The sequence below is a fragment of the Micromonospora sp. NPDC003197 genome (genome assembly GCF_053590565.1).
The window spans coordinates 138,130-153,402 of sequence record NZ_JBSFTE010000005.1 but is presented as its reverse complement, the minus strand read 5'-3'; the positions used below and the strand labels follow the sequence as shown (position 1 = coordinate 153,402).

Genomic DNA, 15,273 nt, shown 5'->3' with positions numbered 1-15,273 from the left:
TCCGGAATTGTTCGTGACGTTGTGCGACCCAGCGAAGACACGGTGTACGCCGTGGTCCATAGTGGTCAGTGGGCACCGTCGGGACGTGCGCGACGCAGTATGGAGGGAACGGGGTGACGTCGTGGTAGCAGCAGACGCCGCGGTGATGGCGCAGACTGCCGCGAAGTTCGACAGGGCGGACGAGGCGCTACAGAAGATGCTCAGCGGCCTGATGACCGAGCTGGCGGCGCTACAGACCGAGTGGCAGGGCAGCGGCGGCCGCTCGTTCGAGCAGGTCAAGATGGCGTGGGAGCAGGACCAGCGGGCGATTCACGACGCCCTGCGGCAGACGGCCGGGGCGATCCGTACCGCCGGCCGGCAGTACGACTCGACCGACACCGACGCGGCCAGTCGGGTGGCCAACACCAACCGTGGTGGCATTCAACTTCCGCTGTAGCGGACAGAACGGGGAGGGAAGACCATGAGCGACCAACTCGTCGTCAAGCTGCCGGCCCTGGAAAAGGCCAGCGGGGACATCCAGCGGGCGCTGAATACGCTCGACGCCCAGCTCAGCCAGCTGGAGCAGGATGCCGCTCCGCTGGTCGCCAGCTGGGAAGGCGACGCCCAGCAGGCGTACGCCGAGCGGCAGGCCCGGTGGCGGTCGGCCTCGAACGACCTGAAGACCATGCTTCGCGACATCAAACTGGCAGTGGACGAATCAGTCATCGAATATCGCAGTACGGAGAAGCGGAACACCCAGTTGTTCTCCGGCTAGGCGCGACCGGCGAGGCTCCCACTCGGTCGTCGACCGGCCCGGCAACACTCGACCGGTGTCGCCGGGCAGCCCGGCTCAGCCGGACCGGTTCACGATGTGGGTGGGAGCTTCGTCGTCTCCGTCGGCCCAGCGGGCCGCCACCGTCGGCGTGCCCCGCGCGGCAGCACCACAGCCAGCAGCAGCACCAGGAAGGCGACCGCACCGGCGATGCCGGCCAGCCACAGCGCCCGGCGCTGAGCGGTCCCGCGTCGTTCCTCCTGGGCGACCACCACCGGGTCGACCTGTTGTGCGGGCAACGCGTGAGCCGGTTGCGGATTGCCCACCGCCCCGGTGTCCGTCACCGCCCGATACGGGTTCAACACCCCCCGGCCGTACGCCGTGCTGTGCTCACCGGCCGGGGCCGGGTCAGCGGTGGCGAGGATCCGCTCAATCACCTGGGCCGCGGTGAGCCTCGGCCAGTACTGACGGACCAGGGCAGCGGTCGCCGACACGAACGGCGCGGCGTAGCTGGTGCCCTCCTGCTTGCGATGTCCCCGCCCGGGGGCCGCCGCCAACACCCCGCCACCCGGCGCGACGACGTCGACGTACGACCCGACCTGGGAGAACGGTGCCCGGTTCCCGTCGGCACCGATCGCGCCTACGCCGAGGACCCCGTCGTACGCGGCAGGGTAGGGGCGGGGATCACCGTTGTCGTGCAGGTTTCCGGCGGCGGCGACCACCACCACGTCCTTCTCGACGGCGTAGGCGATCGCCTCCCGTACCGCCCGGTTGTCTTCGTAGAGCACCACGGAGAGGTTGAGCACGGTGGCGTCGTGATTCACCGCCCAGCGGATGGCCTGGGCGAACTGTGCCGCCGTGACGGTACGCCCCGATTCCCGGCCCTCGATGATCTGCTGCTCGCTGATCCGTACCGGAAGGATCTTGGCCTGCGGCGCGAGCCCTCGGAACCTGACACCCTCCTGTTCGGTGGCCGCGATGATGCTCGCGACGGCGGTGCCGTGCCCGGCGCAGTCGAGGTTGCCGTCCTGGCTTTGATCCAGGTAGTCAGTGCCGGGGAGAACTCGGCCGCGGAGCTGAGCGTGCCGCTTGTCGACGCCCGAGTCGATCACGGCCACGGTCACCCCGGCCCCGGTGGCCAGCGGGGCCAGACGATCCGGCAGGTAGCGCTGCTGCGCCCAGGGGAGTTCGGTGACCGGTTCGACCGGTGCCAACGGCGAGGTGCAGCCCGGGGCGGCGAGTCGGGCCGCTGCCGGCGTGGCTAGTATGCCGCTGGGCAGCACCGATGTGACGATCATTGCGGTGGTGAGCGCGATCTGTGCTTTCCGGCGAGGCATGCTCTGCCTTTCGGATCGTGTCGGGTCCGAGACCGGATGTTATCGGCGGACAGCCGACCGCGGCACCCGCCGTTGGCCTGTCATTGTGATCTTGGGTCCACCTTGTAGGTTGTACGCGATACCTGTGGCCTGTTCGGCGAAAGGGGGTGGCCGTGACCAACTGGGAGCCGGCCACCGAGGCCGAGGCCGCGATGCGGGACGCCCTACGGGCAAATGATCAGGAACTCTATTTCCAGATTCTTTCCCGTACCGAACTTCTTCTGCCGGTATCCGCGCAAACCCTTTCCGGGCAGCCATCCGGCTGGGGCACCTGGACCACCAATGGGCGCACCCACGTACTGGCGTTCACTTCGGGCCCCGCCCAGCGGGCCTGCCTCGGCGAGAACGCCGGCCCGACGCGCAGGATCCACTACTACGAGTTGGCCAGTGACTGGCCCAACCTGGAGTGGTGGCTCGCGGTCAACCCAGGGCTGCCGGTCGAGGGTTACCTGCCAGCCTGGTTCGTGTCGCAACTTGCCCGGGGCGATGTCCGGTTGCCGGGTCGCACCATGGGGGCCCGAGCCCGATTGGATCGGGCCGAGACCCTGGCCCGTGCCCGGGCCACCGCAGCCGTCCCACCGCGCGCCGCGCCGCTCGGGCCCGGCGCGCCGATGGCCTTGCCGCCGTCCCCAGCGCCCCTGCCGTCCTCATCTCCGCCGGTGTCGCCGGCGGCACCGCCACCAGCCACATCACCGTCGGTGTCGCCGCCGCCACCACCGGGTTTCGCCGCCATCGACAATCAATCGTCACCCTGGATTCCGGACCTTCCCGGTCCGACCCCGGTCAGCAGCGACAGCGGCGCGCCCCCACCCACACCGGAGACCGCGCCCACGTCCCACGCGCCGGAGACCGAGTTCTCCGGGTGGTACGCAGCGGCCAACCGGTCGACCACCCGACCACCCGAACCGAGGACCGAGCCGGAGCCGAGGATCGAGCCGGAGCCGGAGCCGAGCTGGAACTTCCCAGTCGACCCGACGCCCGGGGCGGCCCCCACCGGATTGGCCGCGCCCACAACGGCCATACCGGACCAGAGCGAAAGGCCACGTCCAGAACGCTCACTCTTCGAGAAGGTGCCACCGCCTCAGGCCACCGCCGACCCACCGGCTCAGGCCACCGCCGACCCGCCATCTCCGGCTGCCGTCGATCCGCCGGCTTGGGCCGCTGCCGTCGAACAACCGGCTTGGGCTGCTGCCGTCGATGACGCCAGGGTCGAGCTGACGCCTGCGGTCGACGAGGCCACGAGCATGCTGCCGGATGTCGACGCCGCCGCAGACCCCGTCGTCGAGCAGCCGGCACCGGCCAGCCTCGAACCGGAACCGCCCACCACAGCGAGTTCGACGTCGCTCCCGCCGGACTTCGTCCCCGCCAACGACGTCGAACGGAGTCTGCTGGAGGCGGTGGGCAACGGCAGCACCGACACCTTCCTCTCCACCCTTCTGCTGGCCAAGGTGCTGCTACCGGTCTCGGCACTGTCCCTGCCCGGAAGTCAGCCCGGCGACGCCGGCTTCGACTGGCACACCGAGCGGATCGACGGCGAGACCTATGTGGTGGTGTTCACCTCACCGGAGCGACTCGCCGACCATGTTTCCGATCCGGTGGAGACCATCGGCGAGAAGTTCGTCCGACTGATCCGTCGGTGGCCGGACAACGACTGGTCGTTCGCGGTCAACCCCGGCACCCCGGTCGGGGCCAAGCTGCCCGGCGCGCAGATCGTCGCGCTCGCCAACTGGGCGGCTGAGCTGGGGCTCGGGGACGACGACGGCACGACTGTCGAGCCCGCCGCGCCGCCGGCCGCCGAGAAGACCGAGCCACGGTCGTCGTACGCGCCGGTCCGGGAGGACCCGAACCGTCCGCAAATGATGCAGAAGGTCATCGCGCCCAGCCAGATCGCCCTCTATCTGGATCGGGGCTACGACCGGGTCTCGGGTTTCCTGCATCGGGTCTCCGAGGTTGCCCACCTGGACACCCCGGCCAAGCTCCACGCCGCACTCGGCCTCAACTACCCTGGGTCACCGTTCTCGCGTGACGCGGACGAAATCTACGTGCTGCGCTGGCCGGCCTACCGGCCGAGCCTCTACCGGATCCCGTACGGCGGCCAGAGTGAGGTGGCCATGCGGGCGATGGAGGGCTGGGTCATCGAACGGGCTCCCTTCCGAGGCAACGGTTTCGCCCCGGGCGAGAGCAGCGACGTGGTCGCCGAGTTCAAGGTGGACAGTGCTCGGCTGCCCCATGGCACCGAGCTGCGGCGGCTCGGCGCGGACGGCACGGAAACCCTGGTGGCGACCCTGGACATGGATGTCTGCCACTGGCAACGGGTCGAGCAAGACTGATGGACGACGGGCGCCACTGATGCGCGACGGGGAAGACTGATGCGCGACGGCTACATGGCCCGCTGGCAGGGCCGGGAATACGAGGCCAGCCCCGACGGCGACCAGGTACGGATCTACCAGCCGGAACCGGGTAATGGTTTCGCCGAGATCCGGCCTGGCCGGTTCGTCCGGCTGGTGCCCGCCACCGAGGTCGACGACCTCGCGTACGTGCGTACCATCTGCTCCTGGCAGGGGCAGCCGTTCATCGTGCTCGGCGCACACGAGTCCTGGCTCCGGGTCGAATACACCGGGGGCCGCTGGCCGATCGCCCAGTCGATGGGGCTGGAAGAGTTCGACTTCGGCGTCTACCAGGGGTGGGCCCCGGCGCACGAGGTGACCGAGGTGCGCGAGCAACGGGTCTGACCGTCGGCCGGGGTGGGAGCACGTGCGAGGCACTGGCCCCCGGAGCGCGGCAGCAGACGCGGGGACTGCACGGTTCCAGCACCAGTCGGGTCCGACTCAGGACTTGGTCCACCGCAGGATTTCCCCGAGCACCAGGTCGGGGGCCTCGACGTGCGGAAAGTGGCCGACGCCGTCGAGCAACCGCCACTCGTACGGGGCGGAGACGTAGCGACCGGATCCCTGGGCGGTACGCGGTAGCGAAGCCTCGTCGACCTTTCCATGTAGTTGCAGGGTCGGCGTGACCAGCGGCTGCTGCATCAGTCGTACGAACCGGTAGCCGTGCAGCCGTAGGACCGACCGGAAGGCCCACCGGTAACCCTCCATCGCGCAGAACGCCGCCTGCGGAATCTGGATGGCTTCCCGGCACCGGGCGGCGTAGCTGTCGAACGACGCGCTGGAGACCCAGTCCTGGCCACCCCAGCGGTGTAGGTACTCGCCGACGAGAGCAGCGTTGTCCCGGGTCAACGTGTGCTCGTAGCGGGGAATCTGGAACTTCAACATCGGGGTCGAGGCGGTGAACTGTCCGCGCGGGTCGGAGAAGAGGGCAGCCCGTAGCCGCAGTGGGTGGGGAGCGCCGAGGACCACCAGCCGCCGTACCAGCTTGGGATGGAAGGCGGCCGTCGTCCAGCCGATCATGCCGCCGGAGCCGGTCCCCACCACTGTCGCCGTACGCTCACCCAGCCCACGGATCAGGCCGGCGATGTCGGCGGCCAGCGTGTACCCGTCGTACCCCCGGGGTGGTTTGTCGCTGGCGCCGTAGCCGCGCAGGTCGACCGCGACGGCGCGGAAACCGGCGTCCGCGACGGCCGGCAGCATTTCGTGCCAGGCCCACCAGAACTCGGGAAAGCCGTGCAGGAAGAGCACCAGGGGGCCGGTACCCGCCTCGACGACGTGGAAGCGGCTACCATTGGCGCCGACGAAACGGTGCTGCCACGGGCCGTCCACCAGTACGCAGGACTCGTCGACGACGGGCCTCCTACGGCCGCCTCGCTGCTCGGTCATTGGCACAGCCTAGGCGCGGGGGCGGGTGGTAGTGCCCCCTAGGCGGCAGTGATCAGGGATTCTTCCGGGACACCACCCGGTTTCGACCCTCGAATGGCATTTTCGAATGGGTTTTGGCCGGCTACCGGACCACGCTGAGCTCCACGATGCTCGCATGGGTGCCCGGTCCGCAGCTGATGCGTAGGAGCAGGGGGGCGATCGTTACTCGGACGAAGCTGTCGACCTGCAACGTTCCGACGTCGCTTCCGTACAGGGCGTATTCCTTGCCATCGTCGGTGACCACGCCATAGCACGGGCCGGAACCACCCCGGGTGACCCGCCCCGCGATCCGGTCGGTGGCCTGTTCGTCGGTCGGCTTCTTCGGTGGGACGGACGGGGACGCCCCGGACGGCCGGACCGTCGGGGTGGGGACGGTGGTGGGCGTGGCGGCCGCACTGGCGGTTGCCGCAGGTGGTGACGGCTGGCCAGCGGTGTCGTTGTCGGGCTCGGTGGTAGCGCAGCCGGACATCAGCAGGGCCAGCGTCATCGGCACCAGCAGTGGTCCGCCGGTACGCAGGAGAGTCCATTGCGTCACGTCAGGCACCCTACTTCGACGCGAGGCGGCGGCCGAACGGTTCCCGTCCCGCGTCCCGAGTCTCGCGGCTAACACATTGCCCACAACGAAGCGGCGCCCGAGGAGGTAAGCCCTCCCCGGGCGCCGCGACCGATCAGTCAGCCGGGATCAGTAGATCCGGATCTTGATCGAGGTACCGTTCTCGTCCAGCACCCGGATCTTGGTGCCGGTGGCCGGCAGCTTGACGCCGTGGTTCGGCAGCTGCGAGTACCAGTACTGCTTGGTGTCGTCGAACAGCGGTTGCGCGGCCTGGCCACGCACGTAGTTCGGCCGACCGTTGATGTGCAGGGTCATCGAGTCGGCCTTACGCAGGCTGAACGGCGCGTCGTAGACCTGGACCCGAGCCCGCCACGGCTGGCCGGTCAGGTTGTAGAGCGGCTGCGGGTGCGAGTCGATGATCATGTTGCGACCCTCGCCTGGGTGCTCGAACGTGTCGTTGTCCGAGTACCGCGTGTTCCAGTACGAGATCAGCAGACCCGTCTGGTAGGCGTAGTTGTCCACGTAGTCCGGCCGGGTGTTCTGGTAGCCGAAGAAGTACGGACCGGTCTTCAGGTACTTGTCGTACCCGACGTACGAGCGGTGACCCGCGATGTAGAAGTTGTCGTACAGCTGGGTGTACGACTGCTCCACCACCGTGAAGCCGTTCAGGTTCCAACCATCCGTGCCGGCCTCGAAGCCGTCCGAGAATAGCGGCTGGCCGTCGGCGGTCACCGTGACGGCGTCACCGAAGAAGCCACCCTCGGACACCCCGCCGTCGGTGTAGTAGCGGAACCGGAACTGCACCACCTGACCAGCCACGGAGTCCAGCGGCACGTTCAGGTCGTACCACTGACCATCGCTGCTACCGCCGAGCGCCGGCCGGCCGGCCGGGTCGGTCGGAGCCGGCTGCCCGTTGATCGAGAACGGCATCGCCGTCCAGGTCGAGCCGCCGTCCACCGACGTCTCGAAGTAGAAGTAGTCGTAGTCCTGCTCGATGGCGTAGCGGCCCTTCAGCGAGAGCGACGCACTGGTCTTCCCGGTGAGGTCCAGGGTCCGGGACATCGAGTTGTTCAGGTCGTCCTCGTTGCCGGAGAAGAACTGCTTCGAGCCCTCCGCCGGTGCACCGTGGTCGAACGTGTACTCCCGCTGCGGCAGCACCACCACGGCAGCCTGCGGCTTGGCCGAGTTGTACTCCTGTGGGCCAAGCGTCAGCGTACGGTTCTGGCCCGGTACGACCACCTCGTAGTCGAGCCAACCGAGCTGCAGCTTGTTCCACGCGCCGAGGTCGCCACCGCGCTCGCCGATGCCGCCGTCGGTCTTGTCGCGGAGCCGGCTCTGGGCCATCAGGGTCCAGTGCTCGTTGTTGTTGTCCCCGCCGTTGATGTTGTTGTAGTCGTCCGGCAGACCGAGGTCGTGCGCGTACTCGTGGTAGAAGACGCTCCGGCCGCCGTTCTCCGGCTGCACCGTGTAGTCACCGATCCAGATGCCGGTGTTGCCGATCTGCGTACCACCGGCCAGGTTGTGGGCCGGACCGGTGATGCCGGCGCTGTTCACGAAGGCGTACCAGCGGTGGCTCCAGATGGCGTCCTCGCCCTGCCACGGGTCACCGTCCGCCTCGTCGCCACCGGAGTGGACGATCTGGAAGTGGTCGATGTAGCCGTCCGGCTCGTTGAAGTTGCCGTCGCCGTCGTAGTCGTAACGGTCCCACTCGTCGAAGGACCGCATGTCGGCGGCGATCTGCTCGTCGGTACGACCGGCCGCCTGCTGGTCGGCGACCCACTGGTTGGCCGCGTCAGCCACCAGCGCCCACATGTTGGTGCAGGTGTTTGAGGCGCAAACCGCCGGGTCCTGGTTGGCGAAGTCACCGGAACGGCCGTAGCGGGCCTCGTTGTACCGGACCTTCACCCAGTCGGTGACGGTGCCGTCGACGCTGTAGCGACCGGACGACTGGGACTCGTAGTACTGCTTCAGCGACTCCTCGCCCTCACCCGTGCCGAAGTACAGGTTGCGGTAGTAGTCGGCGTTGTAGTCCGACCGCCACACGGTCGAGTTGTCCACCGCGCGGTTCGGCGCGGGGATCTCGTTGCGCAGCGGACCGTCGAAGCGAACCGGCCCCGGGGTGTCCGGGTCGGTGTCCTTGTCCGGGTAGGAAGGGTGCCGCTCGTTGCCGAACTCGGTCAGGATGACGAAGATTCGGTCGGTCTTTTCCCGGCCCAACTCGACGTACTGGTCCTGGGTCTGCTTGCCGCCCGCGACACGCGCACCAGGCGCGTTTCCGGTGACCTTTTCGCCGACCTTGACGACGGTGCTGCCGTTCCGCTTCTCCGGCGTGGAGCGTCCGGTGAGGACGTCGGTGAGACCCTGCTCGCGCAGGGCGCGCCGCTTGGTCTCAAGCGGGTTGGGCAGTTCGTCCGAGTGCTTCGCCTTGGAAGTCGACGGGGCTGCGGCTGGCGCGTCTACGGGGGGTGCGGCAGAGGCGGCCGGACCGAACGTTGCGGCCGTCGCTGTCAGCGTGAGCCCGAGCAGCCCCACTGCGACTTTGCGCACGTGGTACCTCCGGTGTTAGGTGACCGACCCAACGGCAGTATGGGTCGGAAAGATCGACCCCATTGCGGGGATCAATGTGAAACCTAGACACTGGCGGGATCGCTGGGAAGTATGCGCGTCGGGTTATTGCAAGATCTTGTTCACGCACGCCCTCTATGTCACATTCGGCGGGTAGTCGGTCAACTACCGGACCGGTCCGATGCGGTCAATACCCACAAACGCCGCTGGGTGGGTCCGTCCGGACCCACCCAGCTCACCGTACTGATCGGTCAGTCCTCGTCGGACTTACCCGCGCCCATGCCGGACGAGATCAGCTCCATCACCGACGAGTCCTGAAGCGTGGTGACGTCACCGAGTGACCGGTGCTCTGCCACGTCCCGCAGCAGCCGGCGCATGATCTTGCCGGAGCGGGTCTTGGGCAGCTCCGGAACCAGCATGATCTGGCGGGGCTTGGCGATTGGCCCCAGTGACTTGGCGACGTGGTTACGCAACTCCGCGGTCAGCGCCTCACCGGCCTCGCCAGCGGTGTCCACATGCCCCCGCGGAATCGCGAACGCGACGATCGCCTGACCGGTGGTCGGGTCGGTCGCCCCCACCACGGCCGCCTCCGCCACCGACGGGTGCGACACCAGCGCCGACTCCACCTCCGTGGTCGAGATGTTGTGCCCCGACACCAGCATCACGTCATCGACCCGGCCCAGCAGCCAGATGTGACCGTCGGCGTCCTTCTTCGCGCCGTCCCCGGCGAAGTAACGGCCCTCGAACCGGGACCAGTAGGTGTCGATGAACCGCTCGTCGTCACCCCAGATGGTGCGCAGCATCGACGGCCACGGCTCGTTCAGGACCAGATAGCCGCCGCCCCCGTTGGGCACCGACTCGCCCTGGTCGTCCACCACGTCGGCGCTGATCCCGGGCAGCGGTGACATGGCGCTACCCGGCTTGGCGGCGGTCACCCCGGGCAGCGGCGAGATCATCATCGCGCCGGTCTCGGTTTGCCACCAGGTGTCCACGATCGGCAGTTCGCCCCGGCCGACGTGCTGCCGGTACCAGATCCAGGCCTCCGGGTTGATCGGCTCACCGACGCTGCCGAGCAGACGCAGCGACGACAGGTCGTAGCCGGCCGGGATTTCATCGCCCCACTTCATCATGGTGCGGATCAGGGTCGGCGCGGTGTAGAGGATGCTCACCCGGTACTTGTCGACAATCTCCCAGAACCGGCCCTTGTGCGGGGTGTCCGGGGTGCCCTCGTACATCACCTGGGTGGCGGCGTTGGAGAGCGGGCCGTACACGATGTAGGAATGCCCGGTCACCCAGCCGATGTCGGCGGTGCACCAGTAGACGTCGGTCTCCGGCTTCAGGTCGAAGACCGCGTGCGTCGTGTACGACGTCTGGGTCAGATAACCGCCGGTGGTGTGCAGAATGCCCTTCGGGCGAGCGGTCGTACCGCTGGTGTAGAGGATGAACAGCGGGTGCTCGGCGTCGAACGGCTGCGCCTCGTGCCGCTCGGCGGCGGTCTCCACCGTCTCGTGCCACCACCGGTCCTTGTCGGTCCAGGCGACCTCCTGGCCGGTACGGCGGACCACCAGGACGTGCTCGACCGTCGGGCAGTTGGCCACCGAGTCGTCCACGGTCGGCTTCAGCGCCGAGGGCTTGCCCCGCCGGTAGCCACCGTCAGCGGTGATCACCACCTTGGCGCTGGCATCCTGGATCCGGTTGGTCAGCGCGTCGACGGAGAAGCCACCGAAGACCACGCTGTGCGTCGCCCCGATTCGGGCGCAGGCCAGCATCGCGACCGCCGCCTCCGGGATCATCGGCAGATAGATCGCCACCCGGTCACCCGAGGTCACGCCGAGGTCGGTCAACGCGTTGGCCGCCTGGCTGGTCATCCGCAGCAGGTCGGCGTACGTGATGGTGCGGGTGTCGCCCGGCTCGCCCTCCCAGTGGATCGCCACCCGGTCGCCAAGCCCGGCCTCGACGTGCCGGTCCAGGCAGTTGTAGGCGACGTTGAGCTGCCCACCGACGAACCACTTGGCAAACGGCGGGTTCGACCAGTCGAGGACCTGGTCCCACCCGGTGGCCCAGGTCAGCCGCCCGGCCTGCTTCGCCCAGAAGGCGAGCCGGTCGGCGGCCGCCTCCTCGTACGCCTCGGCGGTGACGTTGGCCTCGGCGGCGAGCGCGGCCGGCGGCGGGAACTCCCGTGTCTCCTGCAGCAGATTTGCCAGGGTCTCGCTCATGGTGTGGGGGCTCCTCCTGCGTCACAGTGACGTATGTCTCGGGTAGGAAGGCTAACGGTGCGGCCCTGGTCGGGGCGAGTGTTGGCCAGGACGGGGCTGCGCTGACGCGCCGAATGGCCGCTGCTGAGCGCTGGCCGGTCGGAGGTCGCTAGCGTGGTCACCGTGACCACCGATCCACTCGCCCCGCTGCTCACCCTCACCGACATCGGACCCGCCGTCGAGCGGGCCCGCGACCGGGTCGACCAGGCGCTGCGGCACCGCGCGTTACGCCGGCACGGCGGCCAGGTCGCGGCCGAGGTGAGCCTGCGCTCCGCCGTGGCCAGCGCCGCCCTGGAGGGGTACGCCCACGAGCGCGAGACGGTGCGCGCCGGTACGGTCACCGACCCGGTGCTCCAAGGGGCGTTGCGGGTCGCCGGGGCGCTGCCCAGCCTGGCCGACCTGTGGCCCAGGGCACCCCGACAGGTGCTCGCCAAGCTGCACACCCTCGCCGCCCGGGGAACGATCAGCGAGGAGGTGCTCGGCCGGCCAGTGGCCGAGGACGCCCTTGGGCCGGTCGCGGACCAGGCGATCAGCGTCCGCCTCGACGGCCTGGCCGACCTGGTGGCCGGAGGGACGAAGACGTCGCCGTTGATCCTGGCCGCGGTGGTGCACGGCGAACTGCTGGCGCTGCGGCCGTTCGCCGGGCCGTCCGGGGTGGTGGCGCGGGCCGCCGCCCGACTCACCCTGCTCTCCACCGGGTTCGATCCGCGCGGTCTGGTCGCCGTCGACGTGGGGCATCATGAGCGTGAGCCGGAGTACGTCGGCGCGGCTGGCGCCTTCGCCACCGGCACCCCGGACGGGCTTCGATCATGGCTGCGGCACTACATGACGGCCGTGGAGATCGGGGCGGAGCAGATCACCCTGATCGGCGACGAAACCCTCGCCGCCAGCTGACCCGCCCTGCCCCTCGGCAGTGCTCCCATAGGGGCGGTCATCGGCCCCAGAGGCGGTCAACGGCCCCAGAGGTGGTGTAAACCGGCCCCCAGAGGTGGTGACCGGTCAGGCGGTGGTGGCCCTGGTGCGGCGGTGGCGGCCGTACCAGGCGATGCCGATCGCCACGCCGACCCCGACCCCGATGGCGGCTGCCGCCACTGGCACGGCCGGCCGCTCCCGCAGCCGTCGACCCAGCGGAATGGGGTGCCGGAACTCCAGTACCGGCCAGGCGTTCTCGGTGGCCAGTTTGCGTAGCGGCCGGTCCGGGTTGACTGCGGTGGGATGACCGACGCACTCCAGCAGCGGCCGGTCACTGACCGAGTCGGAGTAGGCGTACGAGTCCGCCAGGTCGTAGCCCCGCTCCTTGGCCAGTTCGTGTACGGCCTCGGCCTTGCTCGGGCCGGCCGCGTAGAACTCCACCTCGCCGCTGTAGCGCCCGTCGTCGTCCACCGTCATCCGGGTGGCGATCACGTCGGTGATCCCGAGTAGCTCGCCGATCGGTCGCACCATCTCCTCGCCGGAGGCGGAGACCAGGACCACGTCCCGACCGGCGGCCTGATGCTCCTCGATGAGGGCGGCGGCCTCGGCGTACACGTAGGGGTTGATCAGCTCGTGGAGTGTCTCCGCGACGATCTGGCGGACCTGATCCACCTGCCAGCCCTTGCAGAGGGCAGCCAGATAGTCGCGGGTACGCGCCATCGTCTGCTCGTCCGTGCCGCCCAGCCGGAACATCAGCTGGGCGTAGGCGGACTTGACCACGTCCCGCCGGGTGATCAGACCATCCCGGTAGAACGGCCGTCCGAATGCCAAGGCGCTCGACTTGGCGATGACGGTCTTATCTAGATCGAAGAAAGCGGCGCTTCGGCCCACGGCGCGAAAGTCTAGCCGGATGGTCTATCGTCGGCTGGTGCGCGGGGTCACCCGCGCACCTTGCTGGCCTGCCGATCCTGATCCGCCGGTCAGTTGAGCGGTGATGGCGATCACACGAAATTTCCTCATTTTCGCAGGGTGTGGAGTTAACGCCACTCGACGTATACAGCTCGACTCAGGCATGCTTGTATTTACGACACGGTTTCACCTGATCCTGTGTCTGGGCAGACCCTCGGCGGTTGCATCCCCCCGCGACCGCTGAGCGGTTCGGCTCGACCCCCCCGGAGCCGAACCTCACAGGCGACCCCCGTCTCCCCCCGACGGGGGTCGTCTCCTTCTCTGGGATCGTTCCCGCCCAGCTCAGGGGTACTGAGAGCCTCGGGGCTCCGCCCTGAACCCAGCCCTTCTCAGAGAGCCGCTGCTCGTGGCTGGCACGACAGTCGGCGCAGGTTCGTTAGTCGGCGGCGATCTCCTCGATGGATTGCGCGGCGACGGCGAGCAGGGCGGGATCTCCAGAGCGCAGGTACGTGTCGCTCAAGGTGTCAATGAACTTGATCGCGTGCGCGTCTCCGGTTTCGGTTGCCCCGCGCATGACTTCATCAAGGCTTAGGTTGATGCCGGCGGGTGAGATGGGCCGCGCCTCGGTCGGGGCGTAGGCGGCGGTGACCGCAGCTGTTGCCGCCCAGGCGGCGGCGAGACTCGGTGCCCAGAGCGTTGACGGTAGAGCGGGCAAGGCGCGCAGGACCGCGTTCGGCGCGGTGGCGGCGTGGACGAGCATGACCGGGCTGGCGTACCCGTGGCTGCCGTGCCGGATGACGGCGGCGTCGACGATGCCCGCGAGCCGTGTCGGCACGTCGTCCTTGTTGTCGCCGGGCACTGCGCCGGCTGCTGTCGGCCACAGGGGCAGGTCGGCTAGTTGAGCGAGGCGGGCTCGGATGCCGGACCGCTGATCGGGTACGCGGGGTACTGCGTCGAGCGCGGACCGGGCGTCGGTCGTCGGGTACGGTCCGGCGCCGGGTGGTGCGAGGGGCTGCCACCGGGCGGCCCAGTAGGCCAGCCCCTGACCGAGTTCGGCGACACGCGGCTCGGTCTCCTCGTCGAGCAGCGCGCGTATGGCGTGGCCGACCCGGATGACTCCGTGGGTCGCGCCAGCGGCTATGCCAGGTAACAGACGTGGCCACCACCGGACCAGCACTTCCCGCCAAGGTTCGCCGGCCAACTCGCGCTCGAAATAGTTAAGCCAGTCGCCGGTACGAACCGGGTCGCCGAGCGGATCACGCCATTCATCACTCGGGATGGGTCGGATACCTCGTGGTCGCTCTTCCAGCTTGTCCGCGTAGCCATCAATCCATCGGTGAACTGCCCGCTCGTGGCCGCGGTGGACCAGGGCCTCCACCGCCATGGGGGCGTGGTTGGATAGCCAACCATTCCGCTCCGGGCCGGTGTGGCGCACCCGTTCGTATGCCTCGTCGAGGGCAGAACTCGTCATGCGCGGGAGTTTTCAATCTGAAGTTCGGTTGAAGTCAAGCGACAGCTACCTGGGGTTGGTCGTACCGCCGCCGCTGCCTGAACGTGTTCGATCGATCAGAGTGCGTCTACTCTGCTCGGGTGACGACCAACGAGATGCCGCCCGTGGCAACCCCGCGCGTCGCCGCAGGCGCACTCTTCTTCGACACCGAAGGTCGCGTGCTCCTCGTCAAGCCCACCTACGTGAACCACTGGGAAATCCCCGGCGGCCACGTAGAACCTGGCGAATCACCCCGGGTCGCCTGCATCCGGGAGATTCAAGAGGAACTCGACCTCACCGTCGATATCGGCCCCATGCTCGTCGTCGACTGGGCGCCTGCTCCCAACGACGGCGACAAGCTCCTCTTCATCTTCGACGCCGGCACCCTCAGTGAAGTGGACCAGCAACGGATCACCTTCGCGGACGACGAACTCAACGAGTGGCGTTTCGTCGCGCCCGAGGCGCTCGACGGGTACGTCCCCGATCGCCTCGCCCGCCGAATCCGTACCGCCTGCGATGCCCGCAGCCGGGGCGCGAACGCGTACGCGGAGCACGGCGTAGAGCCCTTCTAGACGGAGTGGACCCGGCCGGTATACGACCGGCCCGGCCAGCCGGAGGTGGCTGACCGGGTGTCGTTCGGATCGGGTACGG

The 15,273-nt window shown here is 68.7% G+C and carries 13 protein-coding genes; 6 read left to right on the top strand and 7 right to left on the bottom strand.

What is annotated here, in order from left to right; translation table 11 throughout:
* The first annotated feature begins 85 nt into the window (after positions 1–85).
* Positions 86–436 carry a WXG100 family type VII secretion target gene (locus ACWDV4_RS07660; RefSeq protein ID WP_449975672.1) on the top strand — a complete coding sequence of 117 codons (351 nt, stop codon included), beginning with the start codon at positions 86–88 and terminating at the stop codon, positions 434–436.
* Positions 437–460: 24 nt separating this feature from the next.
* The gene (locus ACWDV4_RS07655) at positions 461–754 is read left to right on the top strand and encodes a WXG100 family type VII secretion target (protein WP_449975670.1); all 294 of its coding nucleotides are present in this window, start codon (positions 461–463) and stop codon (positions 752–754) included.
* An 89-nt stretch (positions 755–843) separates the two neighbouring features.
* Here the strand turns inward: ACWDV4_RS07655 and mycP are convergent, their stop codons facing one another.
* Positions 844–2,088 (bottom strand): type VII secretion-associated serine protease mycosin, encoded by a 1,245-nt coding sequence (gene mycP / locus ACWDV4_RS07650; protein WP_449975669.1) that lies wholly within the window; start codon positions 2,086–2,088, stop codon positions 844–846.
* 152 nt (positions 2,089–2,240) lie between these two features.
* Here mycP and ACWDV4_RS07645 point away from each other — a divergent pair, with 152 nt between their 5' ends.
* Positions 2,241–4,457, top strand: a complete 2,217-nt coding sequence (locus ACWDV4_RS07645; RefSeq protein WP_449975668.1) for an SseB family protein — start codon at positions 2,241–2,243, stop codon at positions 4,455–4,457.
* A gap of 36 nt (positions 4,458–4,493) precedes the next feature.
* Positions 4,494–4,859 (top strand): hypothetical protein, encoded by a 366-nt coding sequence (locus tag ACWDV4_RS07640; protein ID WP_449975915.1) that lies wholly within the window; start codon positions 4,494–4,496, stop codon positions 4,857–4,859.
* Between the two features lie 96 nt (positions 4,860–4,955).
* Here the strand turns inward: ACWDV4_RS07640 and ACWDV4_RS07635 are convergent, their stop codons facing one another.
* From ACWDV4_RS07635 to acs, 4 genes are all read right to left on the bottom strand, one after another.
* On the bottom strand, positions 4,956–5,900 hold the full coding sequence (locus ACWDV4_RS07635; protein WP_449975666.1) for an alpha/beta fold hydrolase: 945 nt from the start codon (positions 5,898–5,900) through the stop codon (positions 4,956–4,958).
* A gap of 121 nt (positions 5,901–6,021) precedes the next feature.
* A complete protein-coding gene (locus ACWDV4_RS07630) occupies positions 6,022–6,474 on the bottom strand; it encodes a hypothetical protein (RefSeq protein WP_449975665.1) in 453 nt (150 codons plus the stop codon).
* A 147-nt stretch (positions 6,475–6,621) separates the two neighbouring features.
* Entirely contained in the window at positions 6,622–9,024 is a 2,403-nt protein-coding gene (locus tag ACWDV4_RS07625; RefSeq protein ID WP_449975913.1) for an immune inhibitor A domain-containing protein, read from the bottom strand.
* Between the two features lie 284 nt (positions 9,025–9,308).
* The gene (gene acs, locus ACWDV4_RS07620) at positions 9,309–11,273 is read right to left on the bottom strand and encodes an acetate--CoA ligase (RefSeq protein ID WP_449975664.1); all 1,965 of its coding nucleotides are present in this window, start codon (positions 11,271–11,273) and stop codon (positions 9,309–9,311) included.
* 162 nt (positions 11,274–11,435) lie between these two features.
* Between acs and ACWDV4_RS07615 the strand changes: the two genes are divergently transcribed.
* On the top strand, positions 11,436–12,206 hold the full coding sequence (locus ACWDV4_RS07615; protein ID WP_449975663.1) for an oxidoreductase: 771 nt from the start codon (positions 11,436–11,438) through the stop codon (positions 12,204–12,206).
* Positions 12,207–12,311: 105 nt separating this feature from the next.
* On the opposite strand, the gene ACWDV4_RS07610 is transcribed toward ACWDV4_RS07615, so the two are convergent.
* Both ACWDV4_RS07610 and ACWDV4_RS07605 read right to left on the bottom strand, forming a co-directional pair.
* Entirely contained in the window at positions 12,312–13,115 is an 804-nt protein-coding gene (locus tag ACWDV4_RS07610; protein ID WP_449975662.1) for an HAD family hydrolase, read from the bottom strand.
* A 454-nt stretch (positions 13,116–13,569) separates the two neighbouring features.
* Positions 13,570–14,604: a questin oxidase family protein gene (locus ACWDV4_RS07605; protein WP_449975661.1), complete on the bottom strand. Its 1,035-nt coding sequence runs from the start codon at positions 14,602–14,604 to the stop codon at positions 13,570–13,572.
* Between the two features lie 119 nt (positions 14,605–14,723).
* On the opposite strand from ACWDV4_RS07605, the gene ACWDV4_RS07600 reads away from it, so the two are divergent.
* Positions 14,724–15,194, top strand: a complete 471-nt coding sequence (locus tag ACWDV4_RS07600) for an NUDIX domain-containing protein (RefSeq protein ID WP_449975660.1) — start codon at positions 14,724–14,726, stop codon at positions 15,192–15,194.
* Positions 15,195–15,273: the final 79 nt, after the last annotated feature.